Below are 19,310 nucleotides of genomic sequence, written 5' to 3'. Positions count from 1 at the left end.
AGCACCCGTTCGGGGGTCACGCGGAGCCGCCGGCCCGACGCAATCGGTACTCTTGACTGGTGGGTATACAAAGAGACGTCAGGCTTGCGTTCAAGCTGGTCAAGGACGTCATGGCATCACGCAAGGCTCAACGAGTCCTCGACGGACGCCTTGCGGTCCGTGATCTCCGGCCGGACCAGCACTTCAAAATCGCGGTCTACTTCGCCGACGGCGATGTCAACCTCTACCAGATGCGCCAGTGGTACAAACCGCTGGCGAAGCTTGCCGAGACCTGGCCGGTGCTCATTCTCAGCCGGAGCGGCAGCGGGGCCCTTCCCCTGATCGACGAATCACCCGTGCCGGTTGCCTACGTCCGCAAGATCTCCAGCCTCGAGCGGGTGCTCGAGGAGCAGGACATCCGGATCGTGCTGTACGTCAACCAGAACCCGCGGAACTTCCAGATGATGCGCTACGGGCGTCGCTGGCACGTCTTCATCAACCATGGTGAGAGCGACAAAATGTACATGGTCACCAACCAGATCAAGGCCTACGACTACGCCTTCGTCGCCGGGGACGCAGCGTTGGCCCGCCTCGACAAGGTGCTCTGGGACTACGACTTCGACAAACGGACCATCAAGATCGGGCGCCCGCAGGCCGACCACTACGGGGGGACCCTCCCGTACACCCCCGACGAACGCCAGGTGGTGCTCTACGCCCCGACCTGGGAGGGTGACCGGCCGGCCGCGGCCTACGGTTCGATCGCGACGCACGGTGTTGCACTCGTGACGGCCCTGCTCGACTCGGGGCGGCACCGGGTGATCTACCGCCCTCACCCGCGCAGCGGTGTCGTGGACGCCGAGTACGCGGCCGCGAACCGGCGGATCATCGCGGCGATCGCCGCGGCGAATGCGCGTGACGCGTCCGCGAGGCACATCTACGACTCGAGCCCCGACCTGGGTTGGCAGCTCTCCGCGGCGGATGTGGCCATCGTCGACATCTCTGCCATGATCTACGACCGCCTGGCCGCGGGGAAGTCGCTGATGGTGACGCGCCCCGCGAGCCCGGAAGCCCAGATCGACTCGAGCGGGTACCTCTCCGACTGCGAGTGGCTTGACGCAGCCGATGCCGGCGACATCGAGCGCGTCCTGGAAGACCTGACCCATGACACCGAGGTGGAGCAACGGCTGGCCGTGTGGGTGGAGCGGTACTTCGGAGACACACGTGCCGGGGTCGCCACGGAGCGCTTCCATGCCGCAGTCCAGCACCTGATGGATGAATGGGACCGGTTCGACGCGATGCACCCCGCAGCGGCGAGCGTCGACGTCCTCGATGCCGGCCCGGTGACCCCGGACGAGGCCGATCCCGACGACGGCGTCTAGGTTCGACGACGACGTTCAGGTTCGACGACGGCGTCTAGGCCGGGGGGTTCACGGGGTCACCCGCTGCGGCGCCCGACGGGCCGGCATCGGTGACGCGTTCGTCCCTGGCCCGGCGCAGGGCCTTCGGCACCAGGCCGGGCAGCCTGCCGAGGGTTCCGTGACCGAACTCGCTGAGCCTGCCGGCGCGTCCCGGGAGCAGGACGCTTTCCTGCACGGCCGACTCCCGCACCTCGATTTCCCGCACCATGACGGCCCTGGCCCGGGGGTCGAGCTCAGGGCGGAACCCGGCAGGGGCCTGCCCGAACGCCATCCGCGACGAGTGGATGACCCGCTTGCCCAGGATGTGGTTGCCGGCGCCGCCGATGACCGCGCCGACCCCGAACGGCAGAGCCTTGCCGATCAGGCTGGCACCCCCGCGGGCCGCGAACTGCTTGATGAACGCACTCTGCAACCGGTCGGAGAGCGGCCCCATGATGGCCCGGGGGAGGCTGGTCGTCACGAGTTCCCCCCAGTACGCGGTGCGGGCGGTGCCGTTCCCGGAAAACTGGCCGGCGAGTTGGCGCACCAGGTCTGAGCCCTCATGCCCGAGCATCATGGTCATCACCAGCGCCCGCGCTCGTTCCGGGTCATCGACGGTGATTCCATGCACCTCGCTCACGGACTGCGTGAACAATGCCGTGGCCTCCAGGAAACCGGCCGTTTCGACTCCGGACAGGGCGAGTGTGATCCCGGTTCCGACGCCGGGTATCACGGCCGTCGCACCGACCGCCGCGCCCCCGGTAGTCACCGCGGCGAGGTAGCGCCGTTCGAGAATTGCCACGAGCTCCACGGGGCCGGCCTGGGGAGATCGGCGACGGATGGAACGGATGTGCGCGAGCACCGCCGGGCGGTGGATCGCCATCACCCGGTCGAAGCTCTTGGTGAGGGCGGGTGGCAGTTGGCCCCCCTGGGGCAGTCCGCCGGTGGTCGACACGATCGGTTTGGGTTTCCTTGCCATCGAACTGCTCTCCTTAGTATCCCGACGAGTTTACGTGCCGGTGTCGACATCTGCCTGACCACTAGCGGGATGCGCAGGTGGAGCCTATAGATGGAGGATGCCAGAGCCTCCCTCCGAAGCATCCCGCATCCTCGGTGACCGCCTCCGTCGCCGGCGCCGCCAGCTGTCACTCAATCAGGAGGCGGTGGCGCATCGGGCCGGCCTCAATGTGTCGAACTACGCCCGGATCGATCGGGGCCACGGCAACCCGACGTTCCATACCCTGATCAGGCTCGCCGCGGTGCTCGGGCTCGAACCGGGCGAGCTGATGAGCGGATTCTCCGCGGAGCACCTCCCGGTGGCGCGCGACGACCGTGAGCCGGTCCTCATCCGGCGACCGCGCTGACCCGTCGCGCTGACCCGTCGCGCTGACCCGGCGCACTGGCTCGTCGGGCCGCCGCTCAGGCGGGCTTGATGCCGTACTGGGCGTTGTAGAGCGCGAGGACCTCATCGATGGGTCCGTCCAGCACGAGTGCCCCCTTGTCCAGGTACAGGCCGCGCGTGCAGAACCGCCGGAGGTCGCGTTCGTTGTGGGAAACGAAGAAGAGTGTGCGCCCGCCGGCGAGGAGTTCCTCGATCCGCCGGTAGCACTTCTCGCGGAACGCCTTGTCGCCCACCGCAAGCACCTCGTCGACCAGGAGGATGGGCTCCTCGAGCCGGGAGATCACGGCGAAGGCGATCCGCACCTTCATCCCGCTGGAGAGGTGCTTGTAGGGGGTGTCGATGAAATCGCCGATCTCGGCGAAGTCGAGGATGTCGTCGAAGCGAGCGTCGATCTGGGCCCGGGTCATGCCGTGCAGGCCCGCAGTGAGGTAGACGTTGTCCCGCACCGTGAGATCGTCCACGAAACCGCCGGTGATCTCGATCAGCGGCGCCACCCCGTCGGTGACGTGCACGCTGCCCTCGTCGGGGAGGACCACGCCGGTGACCAGTTTCAGGAGGGTCGACTTGCCCTGCCCGTTGCGGCCGACGACGCCGATGGCCTCGCCGCGCTGCACCGTGAAGGAGACTTCACGGAGGGCCCAGAACTCGTCGGGCCGGCTGCGCCGTCGACCGCCGGCGAAGAGATCCTTGAAACTGCGGCGGCCGCGACGGTTCCGTCTGAACCGGATGCCGACCCCGGTCAGCGAAATGACTGGCGCCGCCACTAGATCTCCTTCAGGACTGCACGTTCGGTGCGCTTGAAAACCAGGATCCCGAGGCCGAGCATGGCCAGGGACATCGCGGCGCTGATGCCGACGGTGAGCCAGTCCAGGTCGCCGGGGAAGAACGCCGCCCGGTAGAGGCTGAAGATCCCGCTCAACGGGTTGAACGCCGCCCAGAAGTGCAGTTGGCCGGGCAGGTCCGAGGTGCTGTAAATGATGGGGGAGGCGTAGAACAGGAACCGGAGCACCAGTTTGACCGCCCGCTCCAGGTCGCGGAAGAAGACGACGAGGGGCGCGACCATCAGCCCTACCCCGGCGGTCAGCACCGTCTGGATGAGGATTGCCAGTGGGAAGAGGAACGCCCCCGCCGTGATCGGCGCGCCGGAGACGATCGCGAAGAAGAGCAGAACCGGCACGGAGGCCAGGAATTCGATGCCCTTGGACAGCACTAGCCGGTTGACCCAGATGGTGCGGGGTATCCGGGTGGAGCGGATGAGCTTCGCCTCGCGCAGGAACGCGCGGGTGCAGTCGGAGATGGTGCCGTTGAACCACATCCAGGGAAGCAGGGCGGAGAGCAGGAAGATGATGTATGGCTCGTGGCCCGCACCGCGGTGGAAGACCTGCGTGAAGACGAACCAGTAGATGCCGGCCATGACGAGCGGGTCGAGGATCGACCAGAAGTAACCCAGGAGCGACGTCGAGTAGCGAACCCGCAGGTCGCGCTGGGTCAGCAGCCAGAGCGAATGCCGGTAGCGCGCGAATGACGTGCGTTGCTCGGGGCGCACTTCCGCATAACTACTCACTCGACCAATCGTAGGTGAGCCCGGCCCGGCACGGCTCCACCTGGGACACAGCGAGTCCCGGGCATGAAAAAGCCCCCGGCACCTGGTTGTGCCGGGGGCATGTTCATCGTCGCGTCTGGTTAGACGAACAGGTTCGCGCGCTCCAGGTCCTCAGCGAAGTCGACCTCGACCGCGTAGAAGTCCGAGATGTCGAGCGGCTCGACGAGGAGGTTGTTCTTCTCGATTGCGAGTTCGATGCCGCGTTCGAAGTAGTCCTGGTCGCCGACCTTGGCGAGGTGGTGAAGCAGGACCGCCTTGTAGGCGCTCGAGATGTAGTTGATGCCGACCGCTTCGCCGAGCCCGCCCTTGACGGTCTTCGACAACTCCTTGATGTAGCCCTCGGCGCTGGTGGTGTACTTGACCTCTTCATCGGACACCTTGGAGGTGTTCACGGTGACGAACGACTGGTCGCGGGCGACCATGGCCGCAGCGCGGTCGAGAATGGCGGGGTCGAAGACGACGTCGCCGTTCATCCAGAGAACACCGCCGGTGCTCGACGCCTGCAATGCGCGCATCAGGCTCTTCGACGTGTTGGTCTGGTCGTACTCTTCGTTGTAGACGAAGGATGCCTGCGGGAACGCCTCGATGATGTGCTCGAGCTTGTAGCCGACCACGATGGTGACCTTGGCCTTCTTGCCGAAGGCGTGCGCGATGTTGTCGAACTGCTGCTGCATGATCGTTCGACCGTCGTTGAGTTCGGTCAGCGGCTTCGGAAGCGAACGACCGAGTCTGCTTCCCATGCCTGCTGCCAAAATGACTACCTGGGTGGTCACGATTATCTCCTAAAAAAAGATTCGAGCGACCCCTGCATCCGATGCATAAGACTCTTGTTTCGAACAAGTTTGTCTAGGGTTCACTCATAAGTTCACGTATAGACACGCCGTTATGCCAGCATCAGTCTACCTTATGCCCTCTATCCGGGGGAAGAGGCGGTTCCTGAGCGTGCTTATTCCGTGACCACGGGCGTGGTTTCAGCTCCGCTTTTGTGTCGTCGGCTGACCTCGAACCTGCGGTGTCAGACGGTCCTTGGTAGGTTAGCGGGGTGACTCTTGTGCCCCCCAACTCCGAGCCCGACGAGCCGACGACAGTCCCGGCCGCGGTGGTCGAGACGCCCGCGAAACCGGAGATTCCCGCGGACGAGGGTGACATTCCGGTGTCCCCGTCGGCGGCACCCAAGCCGCCCGTGCGCAAGGCCCCGGTTCGCAAGGCACCGGCCCGGCCGACGGGTTCCACCCGAACCCCTGCTGCGCGCGCGAAACCATCCGCCGTGACGCCAGCCGACGGCTCTGAGGCTCCGTCGACGTCCACCGGGGCGGCACCGAAGCCCCGGGCGACCAGGCCCGCGGCGCGCTCGACCGCAGCACGCCCCGCGACCGCTCGGGCCAAGGCCGCCGCAGCCGCAGCGGCGCAACCGGGCGTCGAATCTCAGGATCCCGCACCGGTAACGCCGGCCGCCGCACGGACCGCGGCCGCGAAGGCAACGACCGCTCGCACGGCCACCGCCAAGACCGAATCGGCCGCGAAATCGAGTGCCGCCCGAGCCGACACGGCGAAGGCGCGCGCCGCGAAGGCCGCAGCGACCCGGGCCGCTGCACTCGCCGCATCCCTCCATGCCGTCGCCGAGCCAGCTGTCGCCGAACCCGCTGTCGCCGAACCGGCTGTCGCCGAGCCGGCTGTCGCCGAGCCGGCTGTCGCCGAGCCGGCTGTCGCCGAGCCGGCTGTCGCCGAGCCGGCTGTCGCCGAGCCGACCGTGGTTGAGGCAGTAGCCGCCGAGCCCACAGTTTCCGAGCCCACAGCTTCTGAGCCCGCGGCCGCTGAGGCTGAGGCCGGGACGCCCGAACCGGTCAACGAAGCTGTCGAAACCGTTGTCCCGCCGGCCTCGGCCGCCAAGACCCTTCCGCCCGACGACGCAGTCCCGGTCCTGGCGCCGGACGCGGATCCCGCTGCGCCCCCGGCAGCGGCCGTGCGGGCACCACGGAAGACGCCGGCACGGCCGCCGCGCACGTCGACGAAACGGCGCCCCAAGTCGGCCCCGCCGATCCAGGACGGTCCCCTCACCCCGCTCGTACTCTCGGTGACCGGGCTGAAGAAGAGCTTCGGCAACACCGTGGCCGTCTCCGGGATCGACCTCGAAGTGCGTGAGGGCTCCTTCTACGGCATCGTGGGACCCAACGGCGCAGGCAAGACGACAACCCTGTCGATGATCACCGGGCTCCTCCGGCCCGACGCGGGTTCCGTCCACGTGCACGGCATCGATGTCTGGGGCAGCCCCATCGCCGCCAAGCGCATCATCGGCGTGCTCCCCGACCGGCTGCGGCTGTTCGACCGGCTCACCGGGGCGCAATTGCTCTACTACTCCGGCGTCCTGCGCGGACTCGACGGTGCGACGGTTCGCAAGAGATCGGCAGACCTGGCCGCGGCGTTCGGCCTCGAGGACGCGCTCAACCGTCTCGTGGCCGACTACTCGGCCGGAATGACCAAGAAGATCGCCCTCGCCTGCGCGATGATCCACTCGCCGAGGCTCCTCGTTCTCGACGAACCCTTCGAGTCGGTTGACCCTGTCTCCGCGGTCAACGTCACGGAGATCCTGCAGAAGTACGTGGCCAGCGGTGGCACAGTGGTGCTGTCCAGCCACGGCATGGACCTGATCCAGCGTGTGTGCGACCACGTGGCCATCATCGTGCAAGGCACGGTTCTCGCCTCAGGGACAATCGATGAGGTCCGGGGTGAGAAGACCCTTGAAGAGCGGTTCATCGAGCTTGCCGGCGGACGCAAGGTTGCGGAGGGCATGGAGTGGTTGCACAGTTTCTCGGACTGAAACTCCGTCTGCTCGCGAACCTGTTCCGGCGCAGTCCGTGGCAGGTCGTCGGCATCGCGATAGCGCTCGTCTACGGCCTCGCCGTGGCCGTAGGCCTCGTCATCGTGCTGGTCGGGCTCCGCTTCGTCGGAGATGTCGTCGCCGTCCGCGACGGACTTGTCGTCGCGGGGTCGATCGTCGTGCTCGGGTTCTTCCTCGTTCCCCTCGTCTTCGGCATCGACGACAGCATGGACCCGCGGAAGTTCGCGACCATGGGCATCCCGAAGCGCCGACTATCGGCAGGGCTGGCGCTCGCGTCGCTGGTCGGGGTGCCGGCCCTCGTGCTGGCGCTGGTGCTCCTCGGCACGATCGTGACCTGGTCGCGGGGAGTGGTCGAGACGTTGCTGGCCATCGTGGCGGCCGCTCTTCTCCTGGCAACATGCATGCTGGCCTCACGGGTGAGCACCTCGATAGCGGCATTCCTGCTGTCCACCCGCCGGTCCCGGGAGTTCACGGGCATCATCGGCGTGCTCTTCCTGGTGATGGTCGCCCCGGTCGTGCTGCTCATCCTCAATCTCGACTGGGAGCGCTACGGCCTCGACCTGCTCGGGGGGCTTTCGGCGATCCTCGGCTGGACGCCCCTGGGCGCAGCCTGGGCGGTCCCCGGAGACGCCGCCGCCGGGGCGTGGGGGCCGGCCGTCCTGAAACTGCTGATCGCCGCCGCCACGGTCTACCTTTTGTGGCTGGCCTGGCAGGCCCTCGTGGCACGGATGCTCGTCACTCCGGGCCGAGAGGCCCAGGCCCGCCAGTACGGCGGGCTCGGCTGGTTCGACCGGATGCCGCACACCCCGATCGGCGTCATCGCGGCCCGCAGCCTCACCTACTGGGGCAGGGACTCGCGGTACTGGATGTCGCTGGTGATGATCCCGGTCATCCCGGTGCTGGTCATCCTTCCCCTGTCCTTCGCCGGGGTGCCGCTTCCGTACCTCGCCCTGCTCCCTGTCCCGCTCATGTGCATCTTCCTCGGCTGGACGATGCACAACGACGTCGCCTATGACCACACGGCCATCTGGCTCCACGTCGCCTCCGGCACCCGCGGATTCGCCGACCGGATCGGACGCCTTGTGCCGACCCTGTTCGTCGGCATCCCCTTGATCGGGATCGGCTCAGCCATCAGCGTGTCGTTCTTCGGCGACTGGACCGTGCTGCCGTCCGTGCTCGGCGTGAGCACCTGCATCCTCCTCACCGGGCTCGGCTTCTCGAGCTACACCTCGGCCCGGTTCCCCTACCCCTCGACGAAACCGGGAGACAGCCCGTTCGCGCAGCCCCAATCCACCGACACCGCCGCGGCGATGATCCAGTCGCTGACCTTCACCGGCTCGATCCTGTTGTCACTGCCGTCGATCTGTTTCGCCGTCCTGGGCATATTCGCCGATCCGATCTGGCACCTGCCGGCGCTGTTCTCGGGCGTCGGAGTCGGCCTGCTCACCCTCAGCGGCGGAATCTGGCTCGGCTCTCGCACGTTCGAACGGCGCGGTCCCGAGATGCTCGCGTCCGCGATCCGAGCCTGAGCCACCCACAACGGATGCCCCGCTCCTGCCTACAATGTTGGTATGACTGAAGACTTTCGCGCGAGCATTGCAGAACCAGGCCAGCCGGGCGGCGGCACCTCTACGCTCGACCGCGAGCTCGAGGAGCTCATCAACCAGGAGCAGATCGAGCCGGGCGACCACGAGCGGTTCTCCCACTACGTACCCAAGGACAAGATCCTCGAGTCCGCGATCTCCGGAAAGCCCGTGCGCGCCCTGTGCGGCAAGAAGTGGCTGCCCGGACGTGATCCGGAGAAGTTCCCGGTCTGCCCGACCTGCAAGGCCATCTACGAGAAGATGAAGGGCTAGCCGGAGGCCTTACCGGTACAGCGTCGGGATGACGGGATCGCCTCGGCCGAGTCGGAACGCCTCGATCGGCAGTTCCTGCATGACGCGGGCGTTGTGGGTCCTGGCGCGCACGGTGCCGGCGGCCCCGAGGTGGCCCTCGTCGATAACGCCGTCGGTGACGAACGGCACGAGCAGGGCCCGGTCGTGACCGTCCGGCGTCTCGAACCCGGTGGGGACTTCGTCGGCCTCACCGACCAGCACGATCTCGGCCCGGGCGATTCCGGCGGCGTCGAGGCGCCGCACGGAGCGTTTACGGCCGCCGACCGACGCCTTGGCGGTGGACGTCTTGGCGACGGAGACCCACTCGCCGGCGTCGTCCCGGTGCGCGACCAGCTTGTAGACCATCCCGGCGGCCGGGGCTCCCGAACCGGTGACGACGGATGTGCCGACCCCGAACGCGTCGACCGGCGACGCCGAGAGAGCGGCGATCGAATACTCGTCGAGGTCGCTGGTGACCGTGATCCGGGTGTTCACGGCTCCCAGGGAATCCAGTTGCGCCCGTGCCCCCGCGACGACGGTCGGCAGGTCGCCCGAGTCGATCCGGATCGAGCCGAGGCCGGGCCCGGCCACACTGATGGCCAGGTCGATCCCGCGGGTGACGTCGTAGGTGTCGACGAGGAGGGTGGTCGACACCCCGAAGGCGGCAACCTGGGCGCGGAACGCGTCTTCTTCGCTGTCGTGGAGCAGCGTGAACGAGTGCGCGGCCGTCCCCATCGTCGGCACACCCCAGCTCCGCCCGGCCTCGAGGTTGCTCGTCGACGCGAATCCGGCGATGTAAGCGGCCCGGGCGGCTGCGACGGCCGAGTATTCCCCGGTGCGCCGTGAGCCCATCTCTGCGAGCGGCCGGCCCAGGCTCACCGACACCATCCGGGCTGCAGCGCCGGCAACCGAACTGTCGTAGTTGAGCACGCTCAGGATGAGGGTTTCGAGGACGACGCACTCGGCGAAGCTGCCGTCGACCGTCACGAGCGGCGAGCCCGGGAAGTAGGCCTCGCCCTCCTGGTAACCCCAGATGTCGCCGCGGAAGGTGTAGTCGGCCAGCCAGTCGAGGGTGGGACGGCGCACGACGGCGTTGGCATCGAGCCAGGCGAGTTCGGCATCCGTGAACCTGAAATCGCGGATGAGTTCGAGCAGGCGTCCGGTGCCGGCGACGATGCCGTAGCGGCGGCCGGAGGGGAGCCGCCTGGCGAAGGCCTCGAACTGGCACTCACGACCGGCGGTTCCGCTCTGGATGGCGGCGTCCACCATGGTGAGTTCGTAACGGTCGGTGCGGAATGCTGAGGATTCGGTCACCCGATAAACCCTATCCGCACCGGCCGGTGATCGGCCCAGGTGACGATCTACAGGGCTCCGAAGGCGACGATGCAGTTCTGGCCGCCGAAGCCGAATGCGTTCGCGAGAGCGTAACGGACGGGTTTCACCCGGGCGGTCAGGGGAACGTAGTCGAGGGTGCAGTCCGGGTCGGGGGTGACGTAGTTGATCGTCGGCGGGATGATCCCGGTGCGGATCGACAGGGCGCAGAGCAGGCCGGACAGGGCTCCCGCCGCGCCGATCAGGTGGCCGGTCATCGACTTCGGAGCCGTGACGGCGATTCCGTCGGCCGAATTGCCGAGCGCCTGGCGGATCGCCGAGGACTCCGCGCGGTCGTTCGCCTGGGTCGAGGTGCCGTGCGCGCAGATCATGTCGATGTCGCTTGGGTTCAGCTTCGACTTAGCGAGGGCCCGTGTCATCGCGAGGCTGGCGTACTTCCCCGTCGGTTCGGGGGCCACGATGCTGTGGCCGTCGCTGGTCAGCGCCCCGCCGAGAACCTCGGCGTAGACGCGGGCTCCGCGGGCCTTGGCGTGGGAGAGGAGCTCCATCACGAAGATGACCGCGCCCTCACCGAAGACGAGCCCGTTACGGTCGGCGTCGAACGGGCGGCTCGCCTCAGCGGGAGAGTCATTGTTCTTGGACGCCGCGTGCATGGCGTTGAGCCCGGCGAACATGACGGGGGTGATCGCGGCTTCGACGCCGCCGGCGATGACGACGTCAGCGTCGCCCATCATCAGGAGTGTGCGGGCCTCGAGCAGGGCGTAGGCGCCGCTCGCGCAGGCCAGGGCGCTGGCGTTGACCGGGCCGTGCACGCCGAGGTCGATGGCCACCTCGCAGGCGGCCATGTTGAGCAGCGATGACGGCACGAAACGCGGCGGGATGCGGCGCGAACCGCCGGAGTTGACGAGTTCGGTGGCCTCCTGGATCTCGGCATAGCCGGAAACGGCGCTGTTCACCACGACGGCGGAGTCGATTCCCTCCATGGACGGGCCGAAGCCGGCGTCAGCCACGGCCTCGCGGGCGGCGGCGATCGCGAGCTGGGATGCGCGGGAGGCCCGCTTAACCTGCTTAATCGACATCTGCTCGGCCGGAACAAAGTTCTTGACTTCGCCGGCGATCTGGGTCGGCAGACCCTCAGGGTCGAACTGCGTGATCCGAGCGACCCCGCTCCGCCCGTTCGTGAGACCCGACCAGGTTTCCCGCCATGTGTTTCCCAGCGGCGTCAAGGCGCCCAGCCCGGTAATTACGACTCGATCATTCACTGGGTCATCTCCTCAAACGACGAATGGGTCGTCTTCCTGCGCGGTTACCGTCGGTTGGCGGGCTCCATATTCCGAGTGTAGTTACGCCCATATTCCCGCTCTGGTACGTGTGACGGCCGCTCCGCGGACCCTGAGAATACGCCCACAATCGGCCGGAGTGAGGGCCGAAGAGGCGCGCTCGCTCGAAACCCTGGCCGGGCCGGGCACTTCGCCGGGATCCAGGGATTCCGACTAAGCTCGATTGTCGTGACGGATGCACCGATTGGAATCTTCGATTCCGGAGTGGGCGGCCTGACCGTCGCCCGGGCGATCAAGGATCAGCTGCCCAACGAATCGATCCTCTACATCGGGGACACCGCGCACTCGCCCTACGGCCCGAAGAAGATCGCCGACGTGCGCCGCTACGCACTCCAGGTGCTCGACGACCTCGTCGCCCAGGACGTCAAGATGCTGGTGATCGCATGCAACACCGCATCCGCCGCCGTGCTCCGCGACGCCAGGGAACGCTACAGCGTGCCCGTGATCGAGGTCATCCAGCCCGCGGTGCGCCGCGCAGTCGGCACCACCCGGAACAACCGGGTCGGCGTGATCGGCACCCTCGGCACCGTCAAGTCGCGTGCCTACGAGGATGCCTTCGCGGCGGCCACCGACATCCGCCTCTTCACCCAGGCCTGCCCCCGTTTCGTCGAATTCGTCGAAGCCGGGGTGACCACGGGCGGCGAGGTCCTCGCGGTTGCGGAGGAGTACCTTGCCCCGCTCAAGGAAGCGGGGGTCGACACCCTGGTGCTCGGCTGCACCCACTATCCATTCCTGCGCGGAGCCATTTCCTATGTGATGGGCGACACGGTCACCCTCGTGTCCAGCGACACCGAGACGGCCAACGACGTCTACCGGGCCCTCGTCAGCCAGGGCGCCGAGCGCGCGGACAGACGCCCGCCGAGCTACCGCTACGAGGCGACCGGCGGCAGCGCCGAGGATTTCCTCAGCCTCGCGCACCGCCTCGTCGGCCAGGACATCGCCCGGGTCGACCTCGTCGAGACCGGCACCTTCAACCTGAGCGAGCTCGTCGAATTCGCGGCATCGCATCCGAACACCAACAAGGAGACCTCGTGAACGACATTGTGCGCGCCGACGGACGAACCACAGACGAGCTTCGGCCGGTCACGATCGAACGAGGCTGGAGCGACCAGGCCGAAGGCTCGGCCCTGATCTCCTTCGGCCGCACCAAGGTGCTCTGCACAGCCTCGTTCACCAACGGAGTCCCACGGTGGATGGCCGGCAAGGGGGCAGGCTGGGTCACCGCCGAGTACTCCATGCTGCCTCGGTCCACCAACGACAGGATGGCCCGCGAATCGGTCAAGGGCCGCATCGGCGGCCGCACCCACGAGATCAGCCGCCTGGTCGGCCGGAGCCTCCGCGCCGTCGTCGACATGAAGGCGCTCGGCGAGAACACGATCGTCCTGGACTGCGACGTGCTGCAGGCCGACGGCGGCACCCGCACGGCCGCCATCACCGGCGCCTACGTGGCACTGGCGGATGCGCTCGAGTGGGGCCGGGAGAAGAAGTTCCTCGGCCAGAAGGCGCAGCCGCTGATCGACAGCGTCGCGGCCATCTCCGTCGGCATCGTCGGCGGCGTCCCCATGCTCGACCTGGCCTACACCGAGGACTCGAAGGCCGAGACCGACATGAACGTGGTCGTCACCGGCCGCGGGCTGTTCGTCGAGGTTCAGGGAACCGCCGAGGGAGCGCCGTTCGATCGCAGCGAGTTGAATTCCCTGCTCGACCTGGCGCTGGCCGGCACTGTCACGCTGACAGAGTTCCAGAAGAACGCGCTGGGACGCTAGCCGTGCAGGTCGTCCTCGCCACCCACAACCCCCACAAGGTGGAGGAATTGCGTCGCATCCTCGCCCCGCGGCTCCCCGGCATCGAGGTTCTCGCCTACGACGGGCCTGAGCCCGTCGAGGACGGCACCAGCTTCGCCGAGAATGCCCTGATCAAGGCGCGCGCCGCGGCCGCTCACACCGGACTGCCCGCCATCGCCGACGACTCCGGCATCTGCGTCGACGTGCTCGGCGGCTCGCCGGGAATCTTCTCCGCACGCTGGGCCGGGCCGGCCAGGGACGCGGAGGCGAACCTGAGGCTGCTGCTCTGGCAACTGGCCGACGTGCCGGAGGACCACCGGGGTGCGCATTTCGCCTGCGTCGCGGCCCTGGCCCTTCCCGACGGCACGGAACGCCATCTCACCGGGGAATGGCCGGGCCAGATCCTGCCCGAGCCGTCCGGGGAGCACGGCTTCGGCTACGACCCGATCTTCCTTCCCGACGGCTATGCGATCTCGGCCGCCGAGCTCACGCCGAACGTGAAGAACGAGCAGAGCCACCGGGCCAGGGCCTTCGAACAGCTCGTTCCGGTGATCCGGGAACTGCTCGCCGGCTGACCGCGCCCGTCGCAACCGGCTATCATCCGGCGCGCGCTACCTTTGACGCATGGGCCACGATCACGCGCACACCTCGCAGACGAACCGCGTTCGCCTCACGGTGGCGATCGGCATCGTCGCCGCGGTGCTCGTCGTCGAGATCATCGGTGCCGCTCTCACCGGTTCCCTCGCTCTGCTGGCGGATGCCGGCCATATGTTCTCCGACCTTGCCGGCCTGGTCATCGCGCTCGTCGCGACGGTCGTGGCCGCCCGGCCTGCCACTGACCGGCAGACCTTCGGCTACCAGCGGGCCGAGGTCTTCGGCGCGCTGATCAACGGATTGATCCTCGTGGCCGTGGCGATCTCCGTCCTGGTCGGGGCCGTGACCCGGCTGGTCAGCTCCTCGCCCGTCGAGGTGCTGGCGATGCCGATGCTGATCGTGGCAGCGATCGGCCTGGTCGCGAACATCGCCGGGCTGCTGCTCCTGCGCCCGGCGGCGAAGGGCTCCATCAACATGCGCGGGGCCTACCTCGAGGTGCTCGGGGACGCCGTCGGTTCGGTGGCGGTCATCGTCGCGGCGGCGGTCATCCTGCTCACCGGCTTCGCCGAGGCGGATGCGATCGCCTCGCTGGTCATCGCGGCGATGATCGGTCCCCGGGCTTTCGTGCTGCTCCGCGACGTCGTGCGGGTGCTCAGCGAGTCAGCGCCCATCGACACGGATGTCACGGAGATCCGGCGGCACCTGCTGGAGACTCCCGGTGTGGTCGCCGTGCACGATGTGCACGTCTGGGCGATCACGTCCGGCGCGCACGTCTTCAGCGCCCATGTGGTGGTGGAACCGGTGGTGCTCCAGTCAGGAGGATCAGGGGAGTTGCTCGATGCCCTGTCCGCGTGCCTCGCCGAACACTTCGACGTCGACCACTCGACGTTCCAGCTGGAGCCGGCGGAGCACGCCGCGCACGAGGACTACCCGCACCACTGACCCGGCGCCCGGCCCCAGGCATCCGTCGTGAGGCGCCGGTAACCGTCGTCAGGCGTCAGGCGTCAGGAATCCGTCGTCAGGCGTCGTGCTTGGGCTCGTGGTGACCGTCGAACACGTCGGGGTCGAGCACCAGGCTTCCGGTGGCCGTCGTCACCCCTGCCCGGGTGGCTCGGCGGGCCTTCATGGTCGCCTGAACGTAGTGGAACACGGTCGGGATCAATGTGATCAGGACCGCGCCCAGCAGGATCAGGTCGATGTAGTGGCTGACGAAGTCGCGCACCGGCGGGATGTAGCCGAGGAAGAAGCCCGCGTAGGTCACTCCCGCGCCCCAGAGCAGGGCGCCCGCGAGGTTGTAGATCGAATACCGGCGGTAGTTCATCCGGCCGACGCCGGCGGCCACCGGGGCGAATGTGCGCACGATCGGGACAAAACGGGCGACGATCACGGCGAAGCCGCCGAACCGTTCGAAGAACGCGTTCGTGCGCTCCACGTTCTTGACGCTGAACAACCCGGATTCCTTGCGCTCGAACACGCGCGGCCCGAACTTGCGGCCGATCAGGTAGCCGCATTCCCCGCCGAGGAACGCGGCGAAGCCGATGGCGAGGGCAACCCACCAGATGTCGATCTTGATGGCGCCGCTGAAGGTGAGGATGCCGGTGATGACGAGGAGGGTGTCGCCGGGGAAGAGGAATCCGACCAGCAGCCCGGTCTCGGCGAAGATGATCGCGCAGACGCCGAGCAGCGCCCAGGCACCGAACCCGTCGATCAGGTACTTGGGGTCAAGCCACGGGATGAGGGCCGAATGAATCGACGCGGTGTGAAACAGGGCGGTGGGAATCACGAATGAGCTCCAGTCGGTGGCCACAACGGCCGGGCGGCGGTGATCGTGGGTGCTGTGGTACAGGCTATCGCCAGATTACGGGAGAACCCCGTATGCGCCGGTCAGCGATCAGACTTCGGGGGCGACGTCATCCGCTGGTGCGAGCGTGGCGCGGGTGCCGTGTTCGGACCGCCAGGTGCGCACGCCGAACGCGACCGACGCAGCGATGAACAGCCCGGCGATGACGTAGGCAGCGCTCTTCACGCTCGGAATGGCCGCGGCGAAGTAGCCGGTGAGGGTCAGTCCGACACCCCAGGCGATCGCGCCGACCAGGTTGCTGCTCAGGAATTTGTAGTAGTTCATCCGGCCGACCCCGGCGATCACCGGCACGAACACCCGCGCCCAGGGCATGAACCGGGCGATCACCACGGACCACCAGCCGAAGGAGCGATAGAACTGCTCGGTTCTCGCGATCGCGGACCTGGTGCGCCGCCCGCCGTGCCGGTCGAGGTAGGAGCGGCCGAAATGGCGCCCCAAAAGGAATCCGACCTGGTCGCCGAGGAATGCGGCGAGTCCGGTGCCGATGGCGAGCACGGCGATGTTGAGGTTCGGGGTCGAGGCCGCGACCAGGCCGGAGCCGAAGAGCAAGGAATCCCCGGTGATGAAGGGGATGAAGACGCCGAGGAACACCGCCGTGCCCGCGAAGACGAGCGCCCAGACAAGCAGGTAGAAGACGATTGCCCCGGTGTCCGCGAGCAGATCGTTCAACTGGCCGTCCAGCGCTGACGCATTGTTCATGTGCGGGAGAGGGGACTTGAACCCCCACGCTCGAAAGCACAGGAACCTAAATCCTGCGTGTCTGCCAATTTCACCACTCCCGCGACTGCGGTTCCAGTGTAGTTCGTGCGCCGTGCAGAGCCTCCCGGAAGGAGTCGACCTGATGCCGCAGCGCCGCGACGAGGGTGGCGACGGCGGGTTGGTGCAGGGACTCGGGGCGGAGCACCATCCAGTACTGCAGCTGCTCGTTGAACTGGGACGGGAGCAGCCGCACAAGGTCGGGGTGCTGGTCGGCCATGAAGCACGGGAGGAAGCCGATGCCGGCGCCGGCCCGGGTCGCCTCCACGTGCACGAAGACGTTGGTCGAGCTGAGCGAGGCCCGCATCGACGGGACCAGCCGGCGCGGGGCATCCAGATCGTCGACCAGCAGCATCGAATCGACGAAATAGACCAGCGGATGCCGGGTGAGCTCGGCCACGCTCTCCGGGGTTCCGTTCTCGGCGAGATAGGCGCGCGACGCGTACATGCCGAGCCGGTAGTGGCCCAGCCGCACCGCCTCGGCCCGGTGCACCTGCGGTTCGCCGACCACCACCTCGATGTCGAGGCCGGAGCGATGCTGGAGGGCCCGCCGGGTCACCGTGACGATCTCCACCCGGAGATGGGGATGGGTGCGCTGCAGGGCGGCGACGGCGGGAGCGGCGATGTAGGCGCTGAAGCCGTCCGTCGCCGACATGCGCACGACGCCGGACAGTTGCCCCAGTTGACCGGCGGTACCGTTCAGCACGGCCACGGCCGCTTCCACGTTCTCGGCCGCGCTGAAGGCCCTCTTGCCCAGCTCGGTGAGCTCCCAGCCCCCCACCGTGCGGGAGAGGACGCGGCCGTCGAGGGCCTTCTCCAGGGCGGTGATCCGGCGTGCCACCGTGGTGTGGTTCAGGCCGAGGCTGTCGGCCGCCGCGGTGTACCGGCCCGTGCGGGCGACCGCGAGCAGGACCAGGAGATCGTCGGGATTGGGGGTCGGTGACGGCGGCGCAGCGAGGGTCATGTCTGCAATTATGCACATGCCGTCTGTGGAAGTGGTCATTGATGCACAGGGGGACTCCGTGAATACTCAGTGGAGCCGTGTTGGGTGGAACTCAACCCCCGGCCATCCACCACTAAGTGTCAGCGACGACACCGAAGGAGACAGACATGAGCGTCAATCAGCGCGTCGGAGCCGGGAAGCCAGGACCGACCGGGTCCGGCCAGGACAGTCCGGAGGAGAAATCGGGGCTGCGCAAGATCGTGGCGGCGTCGATGGTCGGCACGATCGTGGAATGGTACGAGTTCTTCCTCTACGCCACGGCCGCCAGCCTCGTCTTCGGCAAGTTCTTCTTCCCCAACGCGGGCAGCGAACTGGACGGCATCATCGCCGCATTCCTCACCTACGCCGTCGGCTTCATCGCCCGCCCGCTGGGTGGCATCGTCTTCGGTCAGATCGGTGACCGCCTCGGTCGCAAGCACACCCTCCAGGTCACGATCATCCTCGTCGGAGCCGCCACGTTCCTGATGGGCTGCCTGCCGGGATACAACAACATCGGCTACTGGGCGCCCGCGCTGCTCGTCATCCTGCGCTTCATCCAGGGCTTCGCGGTCGGCGGGGAATGGGGCGGTGCGGTTCTGCTCGTTGCCGAGCACAGCCCGAACAAGACCCGCGGTTTCTGGTCGAGCTGGCCGCAGGCGGCCGTTCCGGTCGGGAACCTGCTCGCCACCCTCGTGCTGCTGACCATGTCCTGGATCCTGCCCGCCGAGCAGTTCCTCGGCTGGGGCTGGCGGGTGGCCTTCTGGCTCTCCGCGATCATCGTGGTGATCGGCTACTACATCCGCACCCACGTCAGCGAGGCTCCGATCTTCCTCGAGGCCCGCGCGCAGGTCGAGGCGGAGAAGGCGATCAGCTACGGCGTGATGGAGGTCGTGCGCAAGTACCCGAAGGGGATCCTGGGGGCCATGGGCCTGCGCTTCGCCGAGAACATCCTGTACTACACGATCGTGAGCTTCTCGATCGTCTACCTGGTCACGGTGCACCAGTACAACACGAGCCAGCTCCTGCTCGCCCTGCTGCTCGCCCACGTCGTGCACTTCCTGGTGATCCCGCAGGTCGGCCGACTCTCCGACCGGTTCGGACGCAAGCCGGTCTACCTCGCCGGCGCCGTGCTCGGATCGACCTGGGCGTTCTTCGCCTTCCCGATGTTCGACACCCTGAACCCGGTCGTCATCGTGGCGGCCATCACCATCGGGCTGTGCTTCCACGCACTGATGTACGCCGGGCAGCCCGCGATCATGGCCGAGATGTTCCCGACCCGGATGCGCTACTCCGGGGTGTCCCTCGGCTACCAGGTCACCTCGATCCTGGCCGGTTCGATGGCGCCGATCATCGCCACGGCGCTGCTCCAGCAGTACAAGTCCTGGCTGCCGGTGGCGTTCTACCTGGTGATCGCCTGCGCGATCACCGTCGTCGCCGTGGTCACGCTCAAGGAGACCAGGGGCATCTCGCTGCGCGAGGTCGATGCTGAGGATGCCCGCAGGCACGGCCTGGAGCCGGCGACGGTGGCCGGCTGAGCCGGCCGGATGACCGTCCCCGCACGCCCACG

At 67.6% G+C, this 19,310-nt stretch carries 19 protein-coding genes and 1 tRNA gene; 10 read left to right on the top strand and 10 right to left on the bottom strand.

The window, feature by feature from the left end; translation table 11 throughout:
- The first annotated feature begins 59 nt into the window (after positions 1–59).
- Entirely contained in the window at positions 60–1,358 is a 1,299-nt protein-coding gene (locus IWX89_RS06415) for a hypothetical protein (RefSeq protein ID WP_307836449.1), read from the top strand.
- Positions 1,359–1,392: 34 nt separating this feature from the next.
- Here IWX89_RS06415 and IWX89_RS06410 read toward each other — a convergent pair whose 3' ends face one another.
- On the bottom strand, positions 1,393–2,355 hold the full coding sequence (locus IWX89_RS06410; RefSeq protein ID WP_231382971.1) for a hypothetical protein: 963 nt from the start codon (positions 2,353–2,355) through the stop codon (positions 1,393–1,395).
- 97 nt (positions 2,356–2,452) lie between these two features.
- Between IWX89_RS06410 and IWX89_RS06405 the strand changes: the two genes are divergently transcribed.
- Positions 2,453–2,740: a helix-turn-helix domain-containing protein gene (locus IWX89_RS06405; protein WP_196902728.1), complete on the top strand. Its 288-nt coding sequence runs from the start codon at positions 2,453–2,455 to the stop codon at positions 2,738–2,740.
- Positions 2,741–2,795: 55 nt separating this feature from the next.
- Here IWX89_RS06405 and IWX89_RS06400 read toward each other — a convergent pair whose 3' ends face one another.
- The 3 genes from IWX89_RS06400 to IWX89_RS06390 all read right to left on the bottom strand — a co-directional run bounded on the left by IWX89_RS06400 (position 2,796) and on the right by IWX89_RS06390 (position 5,154).
- A complete protein-coding gene (locus IWX89_RS06400; RefSeq protein WP_196902727.1) occupies positions 2,796–3,542 on the bottom strand; it encodes an ABC transporter ATP-binding protein in 747 nt (248 codons plus the stop codon).
- On the bottom strand, positions 3,542–4,342 hold the full coding sequence (locus IWX89_RS06395) for an ABC transporter permease (RefSeq protein WP_307836448.1): 801 nt from the start codon (positions 4,340–4,342) through the stop codon (positions 3,542–3,544). The genes IWX89_RS06400 and IWX89_RS06395 overlap by 1 nt, the downstream gene beginning before the upstream one ends.
- Before the next feature lie 119 nt (positions 4,343–4,461).
- Positions 4,462–5,154 carry an NTP transferase domain-containing protein gene (locus tag IWX89_RS06390; protein WP_134509724.1) on the bottom strand — a complete coding sequence of 231 codons (693 nt, stop codon included), beginning with the start codon at positions 5,152–5,154 and terminating at the stop codon, positions 4,462–4,464.
- 269 nt (positions 5,155–5,423) lie between these two features.
- Here IWX89_RS06390 and IWX89_RS18985 point away from each other — a divergent pair, with 269 nt between their 5' ends.
- Genes IWX89_RS18985 through IWX89_RS06375 form a run of 3 tightly spaced genes read left to right on the top strand, consistent with a single transcriptional unit; the run spans position 5,424 to position 9,076 of the window.
- The gene (locus tag IWX89_RS18985) at positions 5,424–7,199 is read left to right on the top strand and encodes an ATP-binding cassette domain-containing protein (RefSeq protein ID WP_307836447.1); all 1,776 of its coding nucleotides are present in this window, start codon (positions 5,424–5,426) and stop codon (positions 7,197–7,199) included.
- Positions 7,175–8,749 carry a hypothetical protein gene (locus tag IWX89_RS06380; protein WP_196902726.1) on the top strand — a complete coding sequence of 525 codons (1,575 nt, stop codon included), beginning with the start codon at positions 7,175–7,177 and terminating at the stop codon, positions 8,747–8,749. The genes IWX89_RS18985 and IWX89_RS06380 overlap by 25 nt, the downstream gene beginning before the upstream one ends.
- Before the next feature lie 42 nt (positions 8,750–8,791).
- The gene (locus IWX89_RS06375; RefSeq protein WP_134509720.1) at positions 8,792–9,076 is read left to right on the top strand and encodes a DUF3039 domain-containing protein; all 285 of its coding nucleotides are present in this window, start codon (positions 8,792–8,794) and stop codon (positions 9,074–9,076) included.
- A 9-nt stretch (positions 9,077–9,085) separates the two neighbouring features.
- Here the strand turns inward: IWX89_RS06375 and IWX89_RS06370 are convergent, their stop codons facing one another.
- Complete coding sequence (locus IWX89_RS06370) at positions 9,086–10,408, bottom strand: nicotinate phosphoribosyltransferase (RefSeq protein ID WP_196902725.1); 1,323 nt, start codon at positions 10,406–10,408, stop codon at positions 9,086–9,088.
- Positions 10,409–10,455: 47 nt separating this feature from the next.
- Positions 10,456–11,688, bottom strand: a complete 1,233-nt coding sequence (locus IWX89_RS06365; RefSeq protein WP_196902724.1) for a beta-ketoacyl synthase — start codon at positions 11,686–11,688, stop codon at positions 10,456–10,458.
- 246 nt (positions 11,689–11,934) lie between these two features.
- Here IWX89_RS06365 and murI point away from each other — a divergent pair, with 246 nt between their 5' ends.
- From murI to IWX89_RS06345, 4 genes are read left to right on the top strand one after another with little or no spacing between them, the layout of a single operon-like run.
- Positions 11,935–12,801 carry a glutamate racemase gene (gene murI / locus IWX89_RS06360; protein WP_196902723.1) on the top strand — a complete coding sequence of 289 codons (867 nt, stop codon included), beginning with the start codon at positions 11,935–11,937 and terminating at the stop codon, positions 12,799–12,801.
- Entirely contained in the window at positions 12,798–13,532 is a 735-nt protein-coding gene (gene rph, locus IWX89_RS06355; protein WP_307836446.1) for a ribonuclease PH, read from the top strand. The genes murI and rph overlap by 4 nt, the downstream gene beginning before the upstream one ends.
- 2 nt (positions 13,533–13,534) lie before the next feature.
- Positions 13,535–14,125 (top strand): RdgB/HAM1 family non-canonical purine NTP pyrophosphatase, encoded by a 591-nt coding sequence (rdgB, locus tag IWX89_RS06350; protein WP_196902722.1) that lies wholly within the window; start codon positions 13,535–13,537, stop codon positions 14,123–14,125.
- Positions 14,126–14,174: 49 nt separating this feature from the next.
- Positions 14,175–15,086: a cation diffusion facilitator family transporter gene (locus tag IWX89_RS06345; RefSeq protein WP_196902721.1), complete on the top strand. Its 912-nt coding sequence runs from the start codon at positions 14,175–14,177 to the stop codon at positions 15,084–15,086.
- 76 nt (positions 15,087–15,162) lie between these two features.
- Here IWX89_RS06345 and IWX89_RS06340 read toward each other — a convergent pair whose 3' ends face one another.
- From IWX89_RS06340 to IWX89_RS06325, 4 genes are all read right to left on the bottom strand, one after another.
- The gene (locus tag IWX89_RS06340) at positions 15,163–15,894 is read right to left on the bottom strand and encodes a DedA family protein (RefSeq protein ID WP_196902913.1); all 732 of its coding nucleotides are present in this window, start codon (positions 15,892–15,894) and stop codon (positions 15,163–15,165) included.
- Between the two features lie 141 nt (positions 15,895–16,035).
- On the bottom strand, positions 16,036–16,704 hold the full coding sequence (locus tag IWX89_RS06335) for a DedA family protein (RefSeq protein ID WP_231382970.1): 669 nt from the start codon (positions 16,702–16,704) through the stop codon (positions 16,036–16,038).
- Between the two features lies 1 nt (position 16,705).
- Positions 16,706–16,787 (bottom strand) — tRNA-Leu (locus IWX89_RS06330).
- Entirely contained in the window at positions 16,775–17,725 is a 951-nt protein-coding gene (locus IWX89_RS06325; protein WP_231382969.1) for a LysR family transcriptional regulator, read from the bottom strand. Before IWX89_RS06325 ends, IWX89_RS06330 begins: the two co-directional genes overlap by 13 nt.
- 146 nt (positions 17,726–17,871) lie before the next feature.
- Here IWX89_RS06325 and IWX89_RS06320 point away from each other — a divergent pair, with 146 nt between their 5' ends.
- Positions 17,872–19,278 carry an MFS transporter gene (locus IWX89_RS06320; protein WP_196902719.1) on the top strand — a complete coding sequence of 469 codons (1,407 nt, stop codon included), beginning with the start codon at positions 17,872–17,874 and terminating at the stop codon, positions 19,276–19,278.
- Positions 19,279–19,310 lie beyond the last annotated feature (32 nt).

The sequence above is a fragment of the Cryobacterium sp. MP_M3 genome, from assembly GCF_015752155.1.
In the GTDB taxonomy this organism is placed as follows: domain Bacteria; phylum Actinomycetota; class Actinomycetes; order Actinomycetales; family Microbacteriaceae; genus Cryobacterium.
Note: the sequence above shows the minus strand (reverse complement) of the source record. Positions and strands in the feature narration are given on the sequence as shown.

Excerpts from the sequence above, each read along its gene's own strand:
- IWX89_RS06320 (WP_196902719.1), top strand. The coding sequence starts at position 17,872 with ATGAGCGTCAATCAGCGCGTCGGAGCCGGGAAGCCAGGACCGACCGGG.
- IWX89_RS06375 (WP_134509720.1), top strand. The coding sequence starts at position 8,792 with ATGACTGAAGACTTTCGCGCGAGCATTGCAGAACCAGGCCAGCCGGGC.
- IWX89_RS06410 (WP_231382971.1), bottom strand. The coding sequence starts at position 2,355 with ATGGCAAGGAAACCCAAACCGATCGTGTCGACCACCGGCGGACTGCCC.
- IWX89_RS06325 (WP_231382969.1), bottom strand. The coding sequence starts at position 17,725 with ATGACCCTCGCTGCGCCGCCGTCACCGACCCCCAATCCCGACGATCTC.
- IWX89_RS06345 (WP_196902721.1), top strand. The coding sequence starts at position 14,175 with ATGGGCCACGATCACGCGCACACCTCGCAGACGAACCGCGTTCGCCTC.
- IWX89_RS06335 (WP_231382970.1), bottom strand. The coding sequence starts at position 16,704 with ATGAACAATGCGTCAGCGCTGGACGGCCAGTTGAACGATCTGCTCGCG.
- IWX89_RS06405 (WP_196902728.1), top strand. The coding sequence starts at position 2,453 with ATGCCAGAGCCTCCCTCCGAAGCATCCCGCATCCTCGGTGACCGCCTC.